Annotated in this window: 21 protein-coding genes; 4 read left to right on the top strand and 17 right to left on the bottom strand. The window is 54.4% G+C overall.

The window, feature by feature from the left end; translation table 11 throughout:
* Positions 1 to 4: 4 nt before the first annotated feature.
* Entirely contained in the window at positions 5 to 217 is a 213-nt protein-coding gene (locus AB1S56_RS13030) for a Ger(x)C family spore germination C-terminal domain-containing protein (protein ID WP_340871834.1), read from the top strand.
* Between the two features lie 80 nt (positions 218 to 297).
* Here the strand turns inward: AB1S56_RS13030 and AB1S56_RS13025 are convergent, their stop codons facing one another.
* The 7 genes from AB1S56_RS13025 to AB1S56_RS12995 all read right to left on the bottom strand — a co-directional run bounded on the left by AB1S56_RS13025 (position 298) and on the right by AB1S56_RS12995 (position 8,266).
* A complete protein-coding gene (locus AB1S56_RS13025; RefSeq protein WP_340871836.1) occupies positions 298 to 2,553 on the bottom strand; it encodes an excinuclease ABC subunit UvrA in 2,256 nt (751 codons plus the stop codon).
* 54 nt (positions 2,554 to 2,607) lie between these two features.
* Positions 2,608 to 3,006 carry an SRPBCC domain-containing protein gene (locus tag AB1S56_RS13020; protein WP_340871838.1) on the bottom strand — a complete coding sequence of 133 codons (399 nt, stop codon included), beginning with the start codon at positions 3,004 to 3,006 and terminating at the stop codon, positions 2,608 to 2,610.
* Positions 3,007 to 3,125: 119 nt separating this feature from the next.
* Positions 3,126 to 4,244, bottom strand: a complete 1,119-nt coding sequence (locus AB1S56_RS13015; RefSeq protein ID WP_340871840.1) for a Ger(x)C family spore germination C-terminal domain-containing protein — start codon at positions 4,242 to 4,244, stop codon at positions 3,126 to 3,128.
* On the bottom strand, positions 4,241 to 5,344 hold the full coding sequence (locus AB1S56_RS13010) for a GerAB/ArcD/ProY family transporter (protein ID WP_340871841.1): 1,104 nt from the start codon (positions 5,342 to 5,344) through the stop codon (positions 4,241 to 4,243). Before AB1S56_RS13010 ends, AB1S56_RS13015 begins: the two co-directional genes overlap by 4 nt.
* A gap of 29 nt (positions 5,345 to 5,373) precedes the next feature.
* Positions 5,374 to 6,777, bottom strand: a complete 1,404-nt coding sequence (locus AB1S56_RS13005; RefSeq protein WP_340871843.1) for a spore germination protein — start codon at positions 6,775 to 6,777, stop codon at positions 5,374 to 5,376.
* A gap of 139 nt (positions 6,778 to 6,916) precedes the next feature.
* Entirely contained in the window at positions 6,917 to 7,210 is a 294-nt protein-coding gene (locus AB1S56_RS13000) for a hypothetical protein (protein ID WP_340871845.1), read from the bottom strand.
* Between the two features lie 3 nt (positions 7,211 to 7,213).
* Positions 7,214 to 8,266: an aromatic acid exporter family protein gene (locus tag AB1S56_RS12995; protein ID WP_340871846.1), complete on the bottom strand. Its 1,053-nt coding sequence runs from the start codon at positions 8,264 to 8,266 to the stop codon at positions 7,214 to 7,216.
* A gap of 146 nt (positions 8,267 to 8,412) precedes the next feature.
* Here AB1S56_RS12995 and AB1S56_RS12990 point away from each other — a divergent pair, with 146 nt between their 5' ends.
* Entirely contained in the window at positions 8,413 to 8,748 is a 336-nt protein-coding gene (locus AB1S56_RS12990) for a DUF1904 family protein (protein WP_340871847.1), read from the top strand.
* 80 nt (positions 8,749 to 8,828) lie between these two features.
* Here the strand turns inward: AB1S56_RS12990 and AB1S56_RS12985 are convergent, their stop codons facing one another.
* From AB1S56_RS12985 to AB1S56_RS12955, 7 genes are all read right to left on the bottom strand, one after another.
* Entirely contained in the window at positions 8,829 to 9,143 is a 315-nt protein-coding gene (locus AB1S56_RS12985) for a hypothetical protein (RefSeq protein WP_340871848.1), read from the bottom strand.
* A gap of 65 nt (positions 9,144 to 9,208) precedes the next feature.
* Complete coding sequence (locus AB1S56_RS12980) at positions 9,209 to 11,317, bottom strand: transglycosylase domain-containing protein (RefSeq protein ID WP_367903359.1); 2,109 nt, start codon at positions 11,315 to 11,317, stop codon at positions 9,209 to 9,211.
* A 122-nt stretch (positions 11,318 to 11,439) separates the two neighbouring features.
* Positions 11,440 to 12,819 (bottom strand): PAS domain S-box protein, encoded by a 1,380-nt coding sequence (locus AB1S56_RS12975; protein ID WP_340871851.1) that lies wholly within the window; start codon positions 12,817 to 12,819, stop codon positions 11,440 to 11,442.
* 145 nt (positions 12,820 to 12,964) lie between these two features.
* The gene (locus AB1S56_RS12970) at positions 12,965 to 14,086 is read right to left on the bottom strand and encodes an FAD-binding oxidoreductase (RefSeq protein ID WP_340871921.1); all 1,122 of its coding nucleotides are present in this window, start codon (positions 14,084 to 14,086) and stop codon (positions 12,965 to 12,967) included.
* An 85-nt stretch (positions 14,087 to 14,171) separates the two neighbouring features.
* A complete protein-coding gene (locus tag AB1S56_RS12965; protein ID WP_340871853.1) occupies positions 14,172 to 14,855 on the bottom strand; it encodes a DUF4367 domain-containing protein in 684 nt (227 codons plus the stop codon).
* Positions 14,836 to 15,399, bottom strand: coding sequence for a sigma-70 family RNA polymerase sigma factor (locus AB1S56_RS12960; RefSeq protein ID WP_340871855.1), 564 nt, complete (start codon positions 15,397 to 15,399; stop codon positions 14,836 to 14,838). Before AB1S56_RS12960 ends, AB1S56_RS12965 begins: the two co-directional genes overlap by 20 nt.
* A 94-nt stretch (positions 15,400 to 15,493) precedes the next feature.
* A complete protein-coding gene (locus AB1S56_RS12955; protein WP_340871856.1) occupies positions 15,494 to 15,901 on the bottom strand; it encodes a TerB family tellurite resistance protein in 408 nt (135 codons plus the stop codon).
* A gap of 247 nt (positions 15,902 to 16,148) precedes the next feature.
* Between AB1S56_RS12955 and AB1S56_RS12950 the strand changes: the two genes are divergently transcribed.
* Both AB1S56_RS12950 and AB1S56_RS12945 read left to right on the top strand, forming a co-directional pair.
* Complete coding sequence (locus AB1S56_RS12950) at positions 16,149 to 16,418, top strand: hypothetical protein (protein ID WP_340871858.1); 270 nt, start codon at positions 16,149 to 16,151, stop codon at positions 16,416 to 16,418.
* 46 nt (positions 16,419 to 16,464) lie between these two features.
* The gene (locus AB1S56_RS12945; RefSeq protein WP_340871859.1) at positions 16,465 to 16,728 is read left to right on the top strand and encodes a hypothetical protein; all 264 of its coding nucleotides are present in this window, start codon (positions 16,465 to 16,467) and stop codon (positions 16,726 to 16,728) included.
* A gap of 75 nt (positions 16,729 to 16,803) precedes the next feature.
* On the opposite strand, the gene AB1S56_RS12940 is transcribed toward AB1S56_RS12945, so the two are convergent.
* From AB1S56_RS12940 to AB1S56_RS12930, 3 genes are read right to left on the bottom strand one after another with little or no spacing between them, the layout of a single operon-like run.
* Positions 16,804 to 17,355 (bottom strand): 4-hydroxybenzoate synthetase, encoded by a 552-nt coding sequence (locus AB1S56_RS12940; protein WP_340871860.1) that lies wholly within the window; start codon positions 17,353 to 17,355, stop codon positions 16,804 to 16,806.
* A 10-nt stretch (positions 17,356 to 17,365) separates the two neighbouring features.
* Entirely contained in the window at positions 17,366 to 18,205 is an 840-nt protein-coding gene (locus AB1S56_RS12935; protein ID WP_340871861.1) for a bifunctional 3-deoxy-7-phosphoheptulonate synthase/chorismate mutase, read from the bottom strand.
* Complete coding sequence (locus tag AB1S56_RS12930; RefSeq protein WP_340871863.1) at positions 18,202 to 19,443, bottom strand: AMP-binding protein; 1,242 nt, start codon at positions 19,441 to 19,443, stop codon at positions 18,202 to 18,204. Before AB1S56_RS12930 ends, AB1S56_RS12935 begins: the two co-directional genes overlap by 4 nt.
* Positions 19,444 to 19,482 lie beyond the last annotated feature (39 nt).

Genomic DNA, 19,482 nt, shown 5'->3' with positions numbered 1-19,482 from the left:
CGGCATGATTAATGAGGAAATGAAGAATCAGCTGGAACGTGTGATTCAGAAGGCGCAAAAATGGCGGGTTGACCCGTTTGGGTTCGGATTATACGCGCGCGCCTACACCTATAAGGAATGGAAGCCGGTACAGGATCGCTGGGCGGAGGTATTCGCAGAGGCGGCGGTCGAGGTATCCGTTGAAACGATTTTGCAGGACTCCGGCATTATGCGTTAGTGGACGCGCAAATAAGAGGCTGCGGCAGAGCCGACAGCCTCCATCAAACCTAGATGTATCTCCACACCGCTGGGATCAAGCTACGCCAAATAACGGCCCGTAATCGACCCCTCCGCATGTACGATATCCGTTGGCAAGCCTTCGAATACAACCTGGCCGCCCCTGGTTCCTCCATCCGGCCCCATATCAATGATCCAATCCGCCTGGCTGATCACGTCCAGATTATGCTCAATGACGATAACCGTATTGCCGGCATCCACCAGCCGGTTCATAATGCCAAGCAGCTGGCCTATGTCTGACATATGCAAGCCGGTTGTCGGCTCGTCCATCACATAGATGCTGCCCTTCTTGTGAAGCTCGCTTGCGAGCTTGATTCGCTGGCATTCACCACCCGATAGCGTGCTGAGCGGCTGCCCAAGCGTAATGTAGTTCAATCCGACATCGCTCATCGCCTGAAGCTTGCGCGACACCTCCTTAAGCTCGAAGAAGCCAAGCGCTTGCTCCACCGTCATCTCCAGCACTTCCGCGATGTTTTTGCCGTTCAGCTGGTACGCCAGCACCTCTTCCTTGAACCGTTTGCCGCCGCAGGCTTCACAAGGCAGCTTAACGCTGTCGAGGAAGGATATGTCGATATAGACGACGCCTAAGCCTTGGCAATTCTCGCAAGCGCCCTTGGAGTTGAAGCTGAACAAGCCTTGGTTCACCTTGTTGGCTGAGGCAAACGCCTTGCGCACATCATCCATAATGCCCGTGTAGGTAGCGGGATTTGAGCGTGTAGACACACCGACCGCTGACTGGTCGATGACGATGGCGTCGGGATGCTGGCTTAAGAATACATCGTTAATCAGCGTGCTTTTGCCCGAGCCGGCAACGCCAGTTACAACGGTCATCACACCCGTTGGAATCTCAACGCTCACCTTCTTCAGGTTGTGCAGCGTCGCGTCGCGGATAGGCAGCTTGCCGGCATGTGCTCGACAGGCTTGCTTCAGCTGGAGCGGGCGCTTCATATGGGTGCCTGTCAGCGTATCCGCTTCCAGCAGACCGTCATAGCTGCCTTCATAGACAATCGTCCCTCCGCGGCTTCCGGCATGCGGGCCCACATCCACAATGTGGTCGGCGACCTTGATCACGTCGGGATCATGCTCCACAACGATAACAGTATTGCCCTTGTCTCGAAGCTTCCGCAGCAGCTCGTTCAATCGATGCACATCCCGTGGATGCAGGCCCACGCTTGGCTCATCGAATATATACGTAACATCGACGAGGCTGCCGCTTAGATGCTTCACCATCTTGACGCGCTGCGACTCTCCTCCCGACAAGGTATCCGTCTCGCGATCCAGCGTCAAATAGTCGAGTCCGATATCGACAAGGTGCTGCAGCCGCTCTGTCAGTGGCTTCACGATAGGAGCGGCCACGGGATCGCTTATTTCTCTTATGACGCGAATAAGCTGGCCAACCTCCATGGCGGACAGGTCGGCTATGTTGTAGCCATTGATTTGGCAGCCCAGCGCCGCTTGACTCAGCCGTGCTCCCCGGCAGCTGGGACAGGGGCCTTCCGTTATGAAAGGCATCACTGATTTTTGCGTGCGTTCGGACTTTGCTTTGACATCCTGCCTGATATATTTGCCCGTAAATTTCTCAATTGCGCCTTCTACCGTTATATTCATGGCTTTGCCGCCGAAGTCGATTTGCACCTTCTTCGCTTTGCCGTAGAGCAATTGCTCGAGCTCCTCGGCGGAGTAATCGCTGAGCTTCTTATCCGCATCGAAGTCGCCTGACTGCATAATCATATTCCATTCCCAATCGTTTACGCCGTACCCCGGCAGCATGATCGCTCCTTCATTCATAGACTTGGACATATCCACCGCCTTGTCCAGGTCTACGCCGAGCTTGCGGCCTATGCCGTTGCAATCGGGACACATGCCTTGCGGATCATTGAAGGAGAACAGATGCACGGGACCCACGTGAGGCTGCCCTGCTCTGGAGAACAATAGCCGCAGGATGGGCGAGATGTCGGTTATAGTGCCCATTGTGGAGTGGGACCCGCCGCCAAGACGCTTCTGATCGACGATGACAGCCATACTGAGATTCTCAATGGCGTCCGTGTCGGGCTGAGGCACCTTGGGCAGGAAGTTGCGCACAAACATGCTGAAGTTTTCGTTCAGCAGCCGTGTGGACTCAGCGGCAATCGTATCGAATACAATCGAGGATTTGCCGGAGCCTGATACACCGGTGAAAATCGTAATTTTCCGTTTGGGAATACGCAAGGAAACGTTTTTGAGATTGTTTTCCCTGGCGCCCGATAGCACAATATATTCTTGCTTCCATTCGCTCAATGCCAACACCCTCCCTAAATTCATTCTGACACGGGTAACTTATAGCACAAGCACTTACAGCGCCAGCAGTTTGTCCAGCTCCGCAGCCCAATTACTCCAGCCGTACTTGGCACCGTTCAAGCCTTGTGCATTCGAGATACCGGTCTGCTCCAGGTGAAGGTTGACCTTGCCGTCGCCCAGATCCTGAATGGTCCAATGGACCGTATGCTTCTCTTCCCCTACACCCCAGGTGTATGTCAACCGTGTAGGCGGATCAACGACGAGCACTTCTCCGTCAATCAGCCCATCCCAATATTCATTCGGCTGAGACCGGAACTGGAAGCGGTAGCCGACGATCGGCTTAAAGTTGTTCGCCAATACCCACTTGGCCAGCTGCTCGGAATCCGTTAGAGCAGACCAGAGCCGCTCCACCGAGGTTGAATACTGAAAATCCAATTCCAATGTTAAGCTCATCGCTCATGCTCCTCCAATATTTGGTGTAACTCTGCAACGTAAAGATTATAGGACGCTGCTCGGAGTCGTGTCAACGACTGATTTGCACCTCATTTGCACCGAATGCAGCGGAGCGCAAGCTATTCTAACGCGTTTACGATTTGCACCTGGAAGGCGGCTGTAATGGACATTTTGGGATAAACCTCTCTCCAGACCATCCCACTCCACTGCTTGGGGTAATGGGCTCTTATGGTGGAGCCAATGCCGAGCAGATCAGAATTCCCCTGCTGCAGAAGCGAGATCGTCTCATGGGCCGTTGTATCCAGCTGAGCGGCAATCTCCTTCTCCATTCTCCTGGCATCCTCCGGGGTAAGAAGACTGATCCCATGCCCGAAATTTTTTATTTTCATACGCACGTCTATGTGCGCTGTCGGCAACCCGCTGGAAGGAATCTCTACTTTCATCTTGGCTTGCTCCTTCCGAACGGTAAAGCCGTAATAGGAGTTGCCCGTATGGCCGGTTAGCGGACGTTTGATTTTTTTGCCCCCCAGCCTGTTAATGATCGTCTGTCTGCCGTAATTGCTGCCAAGCAAGAAGTTCAGCATGCGAAGCTGCTCTTCGTCAAGCTTCACATTGGAGCTGATGCCTTCGCTGAAGAGCAGCGCGCCGGATAGCTCAATATTGGAATCGGATGCCTTGATTAGAGGCAAAGCCAGATCCTCCAGCGTGTTCTCTTTAGACAATATAAACTGCATAAGCGGCACATTCTCGATAATGCCATTGGCATCCAAGGTGTTGATGAAATTGCTTAGCTCCTCGGTCAAGGACTTCGGCGGCTTCTTCATCAGTTTCAGGACAGAGTCGTCCATCACGACAACGTTGGCATTCACGGAGGCATAGGGAGCATGCAGCAGAAATTCTATTTGATCAATGGGATCGTTAGCGGCAAATCGCTCGCTCAGAAGGAATATTCTCGTATTGAGCCCGATGAACGGTCCATTGTCGATATAATCTCCGCGTCCAATAGCCTCCACCATACTAGGTCCCACAAGCTCAGTCGTCACCGAGGAGGGCTCGCCCTCGCCTTGTCCCGCCTTTTTCAGAATCGTCACCACGTTCAAGAGCTTGACCTCGCCGCTCTCTTCATCGATGTCCATGCCTGCCGCGTCGATCAGCTTAATATCGCGCAGCGGCAATTGATCCCAGCAGCCGGTAAGCAGCATACAGGCTGCCGCAACGATCCATACTTTTATTTTCATTCCATACTCCCCTTTTTTCCGCGAGCCAAAGAGACAATCAGCAAGATTGCCGGCATAGCCGCAACAACCACGACAGTCGCTATATTGTGATAATTCGAAAACAAATGAATATGCGACCGATCCGAGCCCCACAAGCCTGCAAGGAACATGATGACGGCGAAAATAAACACGAGCAGTCCGTGCCTTCGGATCTCCGATTTCCGAATAAAGGCGAAGTAGCGGGCAGCCAGAAACAAATACACATAAGCGGTAACGGTGGTAATCGAGAACCAGACCGCGATCATTAAGATGTCCAAGCTTTGCATGACGGGCCAGTTGAATTGGCGCAGCAGAAAAATTAACGGCTCGGGGATGGCCGATAGCTGGCTTTCGTTAAAGTTGTGCGTCACAATGAGCGCAACCATGACATACAGGAACGTTGTCGCCCCGTTTGCGGCGGTCATCACAAGCAATGTTTTTTTATGAGAGCGGTTGTCGACGTAGGGAAATACATATAGCAATAGCTCATAGCCTGCGTATACCCAGAAGGCCGGCAATGAGGCCTTTAAGATAGGCCCAAGCCCATGAGCGCCCATTGGGAGGAAATGCAGGAAGGAGCCCTTCCCCATCCCGCTGATGAAGATGAGAATCAAGCAGAGCAGGAACATCAGAATAATGGTCTGTGTAATGGTAGCGATTACTCTTAGTGTGGAGGATGCGACATACGCGGCGATAAATATGGATATGCCAATCAAGACCGACCAAGGAGTCGCGTATAGAACCCAGCGGTTGATGACGTCTGCGTATGACACGATGATCAATAGGCTGGATTCCAGGCAATAGATTGCAATAATGAGATTAAGGAAGGTGCCGACCGCCTGCCCCGCTATGAGCCGAATAGACTGGGGCAGCGGCATATCCGGGTAGCGTGTGCATAGCCAATAGATCACGAGAATGATAAGCTGCGCCCAGACTCCTCCCAGCAGGATGGACAGCCAGGCGTCATAACCCGCGTCATGGGACTGCGGGAATGGAATCGTAAGCACATTAAATCCGACTTGATTCAATATGACGAGGGCAAATAGCTGAAATGCTGTAATTTTGGTCAATCTAATGTTCATTTCGCTTGTCCCTCCTGCTTCATTGGATTTCAGCCCAAGTCGCTTTTGCTATTTTTGCGTTGCTTCAGTAAGCGAATAGGAGCGCGAAACACCGTATCCCAGCTTCTCCTCGGACCTACGCTGGATATGAAATACGGAATACCCATAGTATGCAGTCTCGACAAGTGCGTAATGAGCAGCATGTATGCCAGCACCAGGCCAATGAGTCCAAACAACGCGGACAGTACGATGAAGGGATACGTTAAATATCTGGCAGCCCCGCTCATCTCGTAAGTTGGAATAATGAATGAAGAGATGCCTGTCACCGCAATCACGATAACCATCATGTTGGAGATCAGATTGGATTGTACAACAATGGTGCCTATCACAATACCTCCAACAACACCAAGAGTCTGGCCGATGGGGTTGGGCAGTCTAATGGAGGCCTCGCGCAGAATTTCAAGCGTCAAGAGCATAAACACCGCCTCCAGCAGCGGCGACATCGCAATATATTGCAAGGAGCTTTGCAGCGTCAACGCGATCTCGAACGGCAGCATGCGCGGATCGAAGGTGACAAGAGCGACATAGGCGCCCGGCAAGCTGATTGCAATGAGGAAACAGAATATGCGAAGCAGCCTTACGGCGCTGCCGAACATCCACCCCAGCTGATAATCATCCGGCGACTGGAAGAATGCCCAGAACGTAACGGGCAGGATCAGGCAGTCCGGAGAGCCTTCGGTTATAATGGCAATTTTGCCGTCCATGAGATAAGATCGAACACGGTCGGGCCTCTCGGTGACCAGAAACCGTGGAAACATGGCAAATTGCTTGTCTTGGATCAGCTCCCGCACAAAACCCGGAGCCTCTACATAATCCAGCTCAATTTGCTGAATGCGCTTCTCGAATTCCCGAAGCACATCCTTATTCACAAGGGAGTCCATGTATAGAATGGACACCGTCGTATTTGTTCGCTTTCCCAGCGTATAGGATTTGACGGCTAAGTCTGACGTTGCCATCATCTGCCGCAGCATATACACATTCGTTTGCAGGTTCTCAATTAGTGCTTCGTTGGAGCCGCGAAGCGCACGTTCGTTCACGGGAATATTAATAGAGCGCTCCTTGTTGAGCGGTGTGTCGAGCAAATACAGGGTGGCATCGCCCTCGCGCTGCAGTACGCTTTTCCCCTCAATAATTGCCTTCGCCGCTTCCGGCAGCCAATCGGTCTCGGCATAATTCAGTATCGTAACCGCCTCGCCGACCGGCACTCCCGGCTGTTGAAGCAAGGGCTGAATAATATGATCCTGTACAATCTTCGGATCGATCATGGAATCCATATAGAACAGTCGGTAGCGATGCTCTCCCGCATGGAGCAAGCGAGACTTGAAATCGCTGCTGTTGTGCAGCTGCTTGCCAAGCTGCTCATAGTTGTTCGCGGTGCCCGGTTTGGAAATCATAAAGCTCCGCCTCCCTGCTGCCGAATTTTATCCTATTTTGCCCAGTCGGGCGTATGCCATTCATAGGAAATAGGAAAGAGGCAGCCTTGGACGGTTTATCTAGTCCAAGGCTGCCTCTTATGTCATCGGTAGGGGCTGCTTATTCGAAGAAGCCGAATAAGGGAACAATCCACAACGCCGGGATAATGCTGATCCAGCCGGCTTTCCGGAATGCGCGTTTATGATACAAGATCCAACTGATGATAGCTGTCCCGATGGAAGCGATGGGAAATAGCCAGATCATAATCATCGATGCGGTCTCAATGGCGTTCAGATCGCCGAATTGATCCGCCATCAGCAGCGTCATGAGTACATAAATCGCCCACAATAGTGTACTAAGTCCGAATAAGATTTGCATGAGAATAAGCAGAATAGCCGTTGGAGCATGCTTCATTCATTAACTCTCCCTTATCATGTTCATAGTTTGTTGGTCCTGCTCCTCCGCTTCCTTGCGTTCCACCAGGCGATTCGACCGGATGGTCTGATGGCCGTAATCGTAGATGGCCGCTGCGACGATAAGCAGCCTCAGCGAGCCGTCCTGATCCTCTGCAAGCTGGCTTCTGGCGACCCGTATGAACGCGTCGTTATCCCGCTCCACCGTATCGGATTTCCAGCTGCCCGGCTTCACCTTCTCCTCAATTTTGAGCAGCACATGCTCGTTGAACTTAATGAGCATCTCCAGGTGCCGGTCATAACATTGATTGATCGCGGGCGTCCGGTCGGATTGGAAATAATGCTCCTGCACCGCCTCCAGCACCTCATAGCCCTTCTGCAAATTATGAAGCAACTGCTTGTATACGACGATCTGCCGCTTCTGCCGATACTTCGCCCGCTTCAGCTTCTTGCGCTCCTCCTCAAGCAGCTTGTACTTATCGGACAAGGCCCGGAGGCCATCCGCCAGCTCCTGCTTCTGCTCCCGGAATACCTTCTCCTTGATCTCGTCGGAAATCGCGGTTCGCAGCAGCAGCGACAGCTGGTTGAATACGCTGTGAATCTGCTTGTTGAATTGCTCCCTGGGGTCCGGCGGAATAAAGGCAATATTAAGCAGGAAGGCGGATACGATGCCGATCATACTGAGCAGGAAGCGATTCAGGGCGAATTGCCATTGCCCGGACGCCTCCATTACGGCTACAACCGTGACGAGCGTCAGGCCGATCGACTCGCTCATCCCGATTTTCATACAGAGCATGATGACCAGAATGCAGACAACGCCAATGGCGATGGGCTCATTCGAGAAGTAGGTGCCCGCAAGCAGCGCGATGATAGCGCCAAGCGTGTTCGCCTGCACCTGCTCAAGGAAATGCCGCCAAGACCGGTAGATGGACGGCTGAAGCGCGAAGATGGCGGCAACCGCGGCAATAACTGGAGGAGAGAATTCAAGCCAGCTGCTCACATACAAGGCGAGCGTAACGGCAATGCCGGTCTTAAGCATCCGAGCTCCGAAAGTCATGTGGTCCCCCCCTTGGCGTACTCATTCGGAATTATTGTATCAGACAAGGAGACTGGATTCCAATCCGTTCCAACGGCCCTCAAACATGTTATACTACTACCATTCCATGATTGACATACATTTAGATAAACAGGAGGAATTCAGCTATGCCCCATTTATTGTTTCGCGGCTTGGAGGCGGACCAGCTTCGCACGGCTGCTGCGCCATTAGCGGAGGAGCTGGCCGCGATTTGCGGCTGCGGTACAGATAATTTCACCATGAGCTGCGTGCATACGTCGGATGTATTCGGTGCAGGTCCCCAGGATCCTGTATTCGCCTTTGTCGAGATCGGCTGGTTCGAGCGCGGCCAAGATATACGGAATCAGTGTGCGGAGGCTGTCACCAAGACGGTTCTTGGCCTGGGCGTCCAGGAAGTAGAGGTCGTGTTCCAGGCCTATCGCGAGGACAGCTATTATATCAACGGCAAGCCGGTGGCGGGTTAGCCGCTGCGATGGTCAAGCCGCATGGCAAGCAAAGAGCTCATACCGGCAGGCGGCATGAGCTCTTAGGCAAGCGGCGAGTCTTATCCCTCCGACATATCCGCTCGCAAGTCGGCGGCAACCTCAATCATCTTCGGAATAACCGCTTCATCGGATATCGCCACATAGAGATCGCCCATATAATGGCGGAAGGGAATGCTTCGACCATTCAGATCCCATAAGAAAAAATCGCCGTCAATGGTCATCGTCGACCCGTTTCCCGTAACGGTGTAGGAGGAAGCATAAGTAAAGTCGCTTTTCGAAGCAAAATACGCCTTGCATTCCTCCAACGAAATCGGAATTTCTTGCTCCTGCGTATCCTCTTGGAATGAACGTGTGATTCGGTATCGCTGTGCCATGTGTATTCCTCCAGCTCCATAAGTCATGTTCAATTCCATATTATACCCTAGATGCACGAGCATGATTAGTCATCATCATGATCATCGCGCTTGCCGCGTTTTTTCTCGCGCTCCTCCTCCCGTTTCTTCCGCTCCTGCTTGCGCTCCTTGCGCTCCTCCTTATCTTCGTCCTCATCTTCATCGTTCCGTTCCTTGTCCGGCTCCTTCTTACCCGGCCAAAGCTGCTGCCAGAACGCGTCCCACTCCTCCTCCCGTTCATCCGAACGCTCCCATTCCAGCTGGCCGTTATGAAAGCCGCTGACAGGAGGAAACGCTTCGAAGGGCAGTCCTTTCAACGCTTGGCCCATCAGCTCCTTGAAGATGAGCGCGGCAGCCTTGGAGGAGGTTGTCAAATAGTGCTGCGCGTCCGGCTGGTCATAACCGAGCCATACAGCGGCGGACAGCTGCGGGGTATACCCCACGAACCAGTTGTCCCTGGCTCCCTGCCCCGGCATCTCTGTAGTGCCGGTCTTGCCTGCGACCTCTCGTCCTTCAATAGCGGCTGCTGTGCCCGAGCCAGACTGCACAACGCCTTGCAGCATAGCGGTCAAAGTGTCCGAGGTTTCCTTGGCTGCTGCGCGTGTGCCGTCCTCCTCCTTGCGCTCTGCCAGCACGGCTCCGCTTGCCGATTCGATTCGGACAATGGTATAGCTGTCCAGCCTCAAGCCGTCATTAGCGAACGCGCCGTACGCTTCAGCAAGCTGCAGCGGAGACACTCCGGTATGGGTGCCCCCTAATGCCAGCCCAAGCGTCCGATCCTTATCTGTCAGCGAAATGCCGAAGCGGCTGGCGGCAGCCATAGCCTGGTCCATGCCGATTTCGTTCAGCAGCTTGACGGCAGGGATATTATAGGAATGGATAAGCGCTTCATACAGCGTTACATGGCCGTGATACGACTTATCGACATTCTGCGGCGCATAGCTGCCGAATTGAACAGGCTCGTCCAGGATTCGGCTGGTCGGCTGGTAGCCGCTCTCAAGCGCCGGAGTGTAGACGGCAAGCGGCTTCATCGTGGAACCAGGCTGCCTGCGTAATTGCACGGCACGGTTAAAGCCTCGGAAGGGCTGCTCCCCTCGTCCTCCCACCAGCGCCTTGACACCCCCTGTTCGGGGATCCACAATAGCCGCGGCAGCTTGGATGAGCTGATCGCCCATGCTCTCCGGGAACAACGCATCGTTCTCGAATACGCGCTCTGCGGCTTCCTGCATCTTAGCGCTCAAGGTTGTATAAATGCGGAGCCCGCCATTCCATATCTCATCCTCCGTCAACCCATACTGCTCAGCCGCCTCTCGAAGCACCTGGTCCGTGAAATAGGGGTAAGGCATGCCTTCTGATGGGTTCGCTCCCTCGTCACGAAGGGTCAGCGGCTCATTTGCTGCAGCTTCATAAGCGGCGGCATCCAGCCAGCCCTGCTCATGCATGAGGCGCAGCACAACATTGCGGCGCTCAATCGCCTCCTCCGGTCGTTTGAACGGAGTCAGGGCGGATGGCGCCTTGACTAGCCCGGCAAGCAGCGCAGATTCGGCGATTGTCAACTGCTCTATCTCCTTGCCGAAGTAGACCTCAGCAGCCCGCTTGATGCCCCACGCGCCTTCGCCGAAATAAATATGGTTCAGATACAGCTCCATGATGTCATCCTTGCTGTAATGCTGCTCGATCTTGCTGGCTAGCAGTACCTCGCTCCACTTGCGCTTCCATGTTCGGTCGTGGGTGAGAAATACGTTTTTGGCCAGCTGCTGGGTAATGGTGCTGCCGCCCTGCACAGTATGTCCCGCGGTTGTATTCCGGAGCAGCGCCCTCCCTATGCTCCAGGCGTCAAACCCCTGATGCTCGTAGAACCGTCTGTCCTCCACGGCGATAATCGCATGGATCATCGCTACGGGAATTTGGTCGAAGCTGACGGGTTCCATGTCGTTCAACGACAGCTTCACCGCCTCGTTTCCTTCATCATCATATAATATGGTAGCGGTCGATAGCGGTCGGTCCAGCTCCGATATATCCTGTGCGGCAACCATTGCGCGAAGTCCGAGCCAGCCTGTTGCAGCCATCGCAACCACAGACAAGCCCAGCGCCAGCGCCAGCCTCCTGCTGAGCAAGACGCGGCGGTTTGATGTTTTGCTAGAAGTCCCTCTCATAGCCTTAGTCCCCCTCCTCAAGCTGTCTATATAGGTATAACTATTCGGAAGAGGGGTGTAAATTGGGTCGTTAGGCCGAAAAAAAAGGAAAAACCGCCCCTATGGGACGGCTACGTTTCATGTCATATACGGCTTGGCATGGGCAATAGAATAGCGACTGATGTTCCTTGGCCCAGCTCGCTCTCAATGTGCATCGAGCCGCCGTGCTCCTCTATAATTTTGAAGCTGACCATCATGCCAAGCCCCGTTCCTGCTTCCTTGGAGGAGAAGAAGGGCTGTCCGATGCGCTTGACAGCCTCCTTGGCTATGCCGCAGCCTTGATCTTGCACGATGATCTGAAGTAGGTTGCCTACAGGCTTCAGCGAGATCACAATGTCGCCTCCGTCTGGCATAGCTTCCATGGCGTTTTTGAGCACGTTAATGAACACCTGCTTCATTTGATTGCCGTCGCATTCGATATGGAAGGCTGCTTCCTCGAAGCGCCGCTGAAGCTGGATGTTATTCAGGATGGCCTGCGGCTCCAGCAGCTTCGTCACATCATCCAGGAGCGCCACAATATCGTAGCGGTCGCAGCTGACAGCCTGGGGCTTGGCCAGCACGAGCAGCTCATTAATGATGAGCTCAATTCGCAGAAATTCCTCCTGAATAACCTGATAATAATCCCTTTTCATCTTGCCTGACTGCAAGAGCTGGAAAAATCCTTTGATTGCGGTAAGCGGATTGCGAATCTCGTGCGCGATGCCTGCAGCTAGCTGACCGGCTAATGTCAGCTTCTCGGAATCGTGCATCAGCTGCTCGGCATGCTTGCGCTCTGTAATATCGCGAGCAATCCCGATTATTTTCTCCGTGACGCCCGTCTTGTCCCGAATCGTTCGAACCGTCGTCTCCAGCCAGACATAATGTCCGTCGGCATGCCTGGAGCGATAGGTCATGATGAACGCCTCTTCGCTGCTGTCCCGCTCGTAAACGCTTTGAAGCGCTGCCGCATCCTCCGGATGGATGAAGGAAAGCGAGTTTTGGCCGATCATCTCCTCAGGCTCCAGTCCCAGCACGGTCTTAATGGAGGGCGACACATATTGCAAGCTGCCGTCCGGCGCGGCGTAGCTAATAATATCAGTAGAATAAGCGGCGATCATCTGAGCGGACACGTCCTGAATGTGGGCAATAAAATATAGAGGCCTGCTCTGCTCATCTCTAACGATAGTTAAGCTTAGCTGAACCCAGACGATATGGCCCTTACGATGCAGATACCCTTTCTCCAGGCGGCAGACGCTTAATTCCCCTGCAATCATCTGGTTAATGCGCTCAAGGCTTCGTTGCTGCTCCTGAAGGGACGAATCCATATGGAACGAAAATGCTAACAGCTCTTCCTCGGCATATCCCAGCATATCACAAAACGCAGGATTCACCTGCAGCCAGCGTCCATCCAGGTCGGCAAGCGCCATACCTATAGGAGAGCTCTGAAAGGCAATCGTAAACAGGGAGTCTTGTATAAGCGGCATCGATTGTTGGGTCACACCTTTCAATGGGTTAAAGGAACGAAACGCAGTCGTTAAACCTTTCGACCCAAATAAAGGGTTTCCTTTGTCGAAAAAAGTTGAATACAATCAATCGTCAAATAAATTAAAATTTTTGTGTAGAATAGAGCTACTCCAAAGCGGTCTGTATATCATAGTCGCTAAGGTCCAGATCAAGAGGCTGACCCAGTGCCAGCTTGGCCAGCTGCAGCCCGAGATAAGGTCCCGCTGTTAGTCCTGATGCGCCTAGCCCGTTAGCCGTCAGCAGGCCCTCCCAGCCGGGAATGGCACCTATGACGGGCAGAAAGCCAGGCGTGAAGGGACGAAAACCGACCCTGGTCTCCTCATAGGAGCACTGGGCCAGGCCGGGAGCAACCGCTAAGCTTTTGCTTAATATCTCATGCATACCGCCAGCTGTTGGCTCTGTATCATAAGCTTCCGCCACGTCCTCGTGTGTGGAGCCCAGCACCAATCTGCCTTGCTCGAACGCCAGCATGTAATGATTGGATGGCGGCATAACGACCGGCCATTGGCCGGTATCCGTCTGGTTCGTTGTCCGAACATGCATAATCTGCGCCTTCTGGCAGCTGACCCTGAGCTGAACGCCAAGCGGCTGAAGCAGTTGACCCGCCCATGCTCCGGCGCATACGATGGCCTGCTGGGCATCATATTCCCGGCCGTTAGCCGTCACGCCTATAACTCGGCTTCCATGGGTTAATAGAACGGCGTCTCCATGGACGTATTCCGCGCCATGGCGCTGGGCGGCTCGTATTAGCGAATCCCGCAAAGCGCGTCCGTCCACTCTCGCCGCGCCGCTGATATGCACGGCTTCATAGGCATCCGTGAGCAACGGGAACTGCTGCCGGACCTCCTCGGCGCCGAGTATGGAGATGTCTCCAATCTCCGGCGCATCCTCCTTGCGTATACGGGCTCGCTCCGACATTCCTGTGATTCGGTCCCGATCCTGGTGAAGGTGCAGGGCGCCAACCCTTGCATAGCCGGTATCCGTCTCGCCGCACTGCTTCAGCTCGTCGATCAGCTCCGGATAATAGCGCGCGCCCCCCTTCACCAACCGGTACCAGGCTTGATTCCGGCGCTGCGTCAGCCACGGACATATAATGCCCGCGGCTGCGTCTGTGGCTTGACCCGCGTCGCGGCGGTCGATCATGAGCACCTCGGCTCCGCGTCTAGCCAATTGATAGGCTGTAGAAGCGCCAAGAATGCCCGCTCCGATTACGATGATTTTCACGATAGCTGCAATCCTTTCATTAGCTCCGTTCCCCTGCTCTTAATCAATGGTATTCATCATATCGGTACGACTTAGGGCTGTCAACCGGTTATTGCGCCGATTCGGCCGCTTGCACCGCTTCTTCGCCGTTCAGTGGCCCGGTTATGGAATATTGAACGCCTTCTGCCATCCAGAACAACTCGGTCAGCGTCGGCTGCTCATAGATATACGCCTCGTTCTCGCCCACTTTCGTCTTCGTGAACATCTCTTGCGGGTACGCGCCTGCCATGCGGGTTGCGGCGAAGATAACGGACTTCTCGCCCGACGTATAAGTAATCAGTACGTCTCGGGGGGATGCCCCTTGCTCGCCGACGATGGCGATATCGGTCAACGCATACCCTTCCGGCAAGGTCGCTGGTACGCGCAGATATTCTCCGAATAAGGTTTTGGCCTCCTCAAGCGTTTCTGCCTTTGTCGTAATAAGCGGAGACAGCTCCGAGCCCGCTGCGCCCCCGTCCGTTGCAGGCGCGCTGACGACGGGTCTCTCTGTCGGCACCGGCTCGCCAGGCTGATTCAGCAGTGGAAACGCCGCAAACACCATAACTGCGGCAGCAATGCCAGAAGCTCCAATGATCCAAGATTTTTTCATTTCCCAACGCCTCCCATTTCCCTCGGCAGCAGCTTGCTGCCTGATTTGTTGTTTGATGCGGTCTGTCAGCTCCATGCCTTCGAATAAGCTTTCATCCGACTCCTTGCGCAGATGCTCGCGTAATTTACGATCCGTGTCGGTCATGCTTGGCTTCCTCCTTCTCCAGCTCGCGGGCCATCGCTTCGCGGGCCCGGTGCAGCCTGTTCCGAACAGTTCCTTCAGGAACCGATGTCGCCTCAGCGATTTCTCGTGTGCTGAGATCCAGATAATAATACAGATACAACGCCTCCTGATAAGGCAAGGGCAGCTGAAGCAGATGGCGCAGCACTTCGGTTTTCTCAAGCTTGGCTAATGCCTCGTCCTGTGCGCTCATCGACCGCCCCCGGTCTAGCTGACTAAGGTCGGTCGGCTTCTCGGAGAACATGCGCACGCCCATCTTGTCGCGGCATACATTGACGGCGATTGCCGTCAGCCAGGTTTTGACCGAGCTGTTGCCACGGAATGACCTCCAGTTGCGATACGCGCGAAGGAACACCTCTTGGCTTATATCCTCCGCCAGATGCCGATCGCCTGTATAGAAATAAGCGGTGCGCATAATGACGGCGCCAAAAGCATCCATCAGCTGCTCAAGCGCCTGAGCGGGATCCTTCGAAAATGAGTTTGCTGCGGGTAAGCCGGCCGGCTTCATGGAATGATCACCTCCACTCTATTAGACGGGTTAACTTCAAATTCCGCTTCATGCTCGCAACAAAAAAACCGCGTTTCCGCGGTTCATTGCTTCGTTATGCGTCCAGAATCAGCTTCATGCCTTCCACCTTCAGCTTATTCAAGCTCTCTACCCAGCTGCGGAATTTGCCGAATGTCTCTTCGTCACAGCGGAACAGCTGCCGCATCTCTTCGGCAATTCGCTTCTCCTCGTCGTTGTAATTTCCGTCGGCGAATATGAGCAGCAGCATCTCGGCCAGAAAGATACGCTTCAAGCTTTCGTCCTTCAAGTGCCCTACCAAATCGGCGGTGGACAAGCTGTCGTCCGCTTGCGGCTCCCAGCTCTCAAGTCCCAGCTCTAGCATCCAGCCCTGAATATAATGCCATTCGTTGCGGTTCATGAATCCATCCGAATTCGCGATGCGGTGCGCGAGCTCCATGAATGCTGCCTTATGCTCGGCTTCCGTTATAAAATGCAAAAACAATGCGGCTCACTCCTCTTCTGGCATCCTGCGGCATCCCGTTTCGGGAAGCAGGAAGATATGTCCAGTGTAGTGGACTGGGAACAGAAATTCAAGCTTCGAGACGGACTGGCTAATAGCGGATTTACTGCAAGTCTAGCCAAGCACCCATATGCTGAATCGGCTGCGCACATATATTGGTTTATATGAAATGCAACTAGATTAGGGCGAGTCCCAGCACTCTGCCCAAGAAGGATGTGAGAGTTGTGCTATGGATTTGAAAAAATTAAAGCTGACGGACCGCGTAATCTTCATACTGGGACTTACTTTAGCGGGTGTCGTAGCCTTCGTGCTTGTCGCGGGTGTCTCTATTGCGTTGCTGAATATGTATCTGGATCTTAAGCGCAAACGAGGCAAAGGCGGTACGGTTACAATCCGCGGCGACGCTGGCGCGCGTACTGATGCCGAGGACAACGCTGACCCTACTGATTTGCCGGAGCAAGCCCGGCTGGAGGCGGCCGATCGGGAGCGCCATTCCTAGCTCAGGAGGCAACAGATACGCCCTGGAATGGAAGGAGGTGAAGCGGTTGTCCAAGGACCATGAAGAAGCGTCGAAGCTGTTCAAGGATATTGGGCGCGAATTCGCTGAATTCGCCAGCCAGTATTCGGAAGCCGTCAAGAGCGGTGCGGAGGAAGCAAGCAAGCATATGCTGGACGCTATGCTGGATGCGAACCGCGCGGAGGATATTCCGTCCGGCAAGCTGTTCGCTGCGATGAAGTCCGGGTTGCGTCACGCTGGTGAGCAGTTGGTGCAGCGGGGCTGGGGGTTTATTCATAGACCGAGGGATTAATGAAAGCGGACCGCCACCCGGCACGGGAGGCGGTCCGCTCGTTCCTGCTGCTTTATTCCGCTCGTTCCTGCTGCTTTATTCCGCTTGGTCTGGCTTCGTCAGCCGGAACGTAACCAGCTCGGGGTTGTAATACTCCAGCAGCTGGATGCCGGGTACTAAACCGAAATAGATGACGTATTTCTTGTAAGGCACAAGCTCTTGAGAGGGGGGGAATCGAAGGCTAATGGGATGTCCGAACAGGTCGACGGCGTCAGCAGCGGGCACATAACCGGTCTCTATGACCTTCCGGAACGATTCCACACCGATAGCGCTGATTGCTTTGCCGATGCCCTCCTGCTTGTGTGCAATTCGCTCGAACAAAGCCGGCGGCACGTTCGTGGCGTGAACGAGCGCAATATTATGCGATACCACAAAGCCGCTGTCCATTCCCGACAATGCCGATTCTCTTACATAATAAGGTGAGCCCTTCTCCCCCAGACTCTGCTCACCCTTCCACTGCTCCTGAGAGATTACCGTTACATGCATGCTCTCGCCCAGCAGCGATTCCAGCAGATCCGTTGTTCGGCCGTCCGTAACGAGAAGCATATTGAAGATGAGACGGGACGACAGCATGGTCAGCTCTTCCACGTGACGCCTCCTATTCGTTGTACAAGCCCGATTGACGGACTCCCTGCCAGAATGTGTGGAACTCCTCCACGTTGATTTGCTGCTTGGCATCGGACAACGCCGACGGCGGGTCGGGATGCACCTCCACCATAATGCCGTGCGCGCCTGCGGCAAGCGCGGCTTTGGCGCATGGAAGCAGAATATCCTTGCGTCCCGTCGAATGGGTGATATCTACAAGGACAGGGAGATGTGTCTCCTGCTTCAGAATGGGAATCGCGGATATATCCAGCGTATTCCGAGTCCATTTCTCGAACGTTCGTATGCCGCGCTCAATCAGCATCACCTGCTCATTGCCGCTGGCAGCTATATATTCCGCCGCCAGCACGAACTCTTCAAGCGTCGCGGATAAGCCGCGCTTCAGCAGGACCGGCTTACCGCTGCGGCCTACAGCCTTCAGCAGCTCGAAATTCTGCATATTGCGCGCGCCAATCTGGAAAATATCAATATATGGCGCAGCCTTGCGGATCTGCTCCGCGATCATGATTTCGCTGACAGTCACCATGCCAACCTCATCCGCTACCTCTTTCATTAGCTCAAGACCCTGCTCGCCTAGTCCCTGGAAATCATAGGGCGATGTGCGGGGCTTGAAGGCGCCCCCTCGCAGCACCTCCACGCCTGCTTCCTTCAGCGCCTTGGCGACAGTCAGCAGCTGTTCGTGCGATTCGATAGAGCACGGTCCGGCGATCATCGTATGCGATTCACCGCCAAACTCCGTTCCTTTCACGCGAATGACGGTATCCTCACTTTTATGCAGTCTGCTGACGAGGAGCTTCCGGCTTGACGCTCCCTCCTTCTTCCCTTCTGAGCTCATAATGAGCCCTCCTCTCTTTGTCGCTTCTGTATATAAACCGGCTTGGTCGACGGGACATTCAACACGAGAGCGTCCCGATCCATGAGACGGGCATCAGACGAGATGGTGACGGTCACAGGCACACGGAGCTTGCTGCTTAGCGTTCGCTCCAGCACATCGGCTTCCCATTGATCCGACGCATGAGAATCCAGCACAATCTGCAAGCCGTGCTCCAACTCTATCGCTAACCAGGCGTCGGGAGCAGGGGCGATTGTATAGACTGCCTCCTGAAGATCATACCCGTCCAGGACGATCGCGCCGATTCGTATGCGGTCCCGTCCTCTGCCATAATGCTTCAGCTTGGCGGTATGACGCCCACATGGGCAGCCAGGCGGTTCGAGCGTGAGAATATCGCCGTTGAAATACCGGAGGAGCGGCGAGCCCTGATGCGATAATGTCGTAATCGCAGCGAAGCCTCTCTCTCCAGCCGGCGCGGGGGCCGAGCCATCCTCTATAAGCGACTCCACGATAAAGTCCTCTTGGGATACATGCATGCTGCCGAATTCGCACATAACCGCAATATTGCCCGTCTCCGTAGAGCCGTACATATTGAACACGGGAACCCCCCATAGTCGTTCGATATGTCGCCGTCTACTCTCGCCCATAAGCTCGCCGGCAACGCAAATGGCTCGAAGCGAGGGATAGGCAGCGGAAGGCTGCGCGCCAAGCAGCCGAGCCGTCTCCGCCAGCAGCTCCATCTCCCTGGGCAGTCCCGCTATAACCGTCACGCGGAGCCGCTCCAGCAGCTCCAGCACACGGGGATATGACGTGACAACCGTACGTCCGCTGGCTGGAACGACACCTGCACCGCATTGCCAGGCTGCCTGCTGCATGAGGAAAGCGGGCAGCGCAAGCGCATACGGGAAGCGGATCAGCACCAGATCGTCCGCATTCAGCTTGACTCCGCATGCCGCCAGCTGCTGCCCTCCCGCCACCATATCCTCCGCCGTGAACCACGAAGCGGAAGGCTCGCCAGTGGTCCCCGTCGATTCGTGATATTGCGCGATTCGTTTCCGCTCGACGGCGAGATGGCCGAAGGTGCCCGCTCTGCGGAGATCGTCTTTGGTTGTAAGCGGCAGCTCCCGCAGCTGCGACAGACTAGCGCCAGCAAATTGCTCCGCGGTCAGCTTCTCTCTGTATAGCGGAGATTGCGCGAGTCGCGCCATTAGCGACTGGAATTTCGACTCCAAGCCGTCCATGCTTCTTGTCCCTCCATTCTTGGGTATCCGTAGGGTTAT

The sequence above is a fragment of the Paenibacillus sp. PL2-23 genome (assembly GCF_040834005.1).
Taxonomy (GTDB): domain Bacteria; phylum Bacillota; class Bacilli; order Paenibacillales; family Paenibacillaceae; genus Pristimantibacillus.
This window is presented reverse-complemented; position numbering and strand designations above follow the sequence as displayed.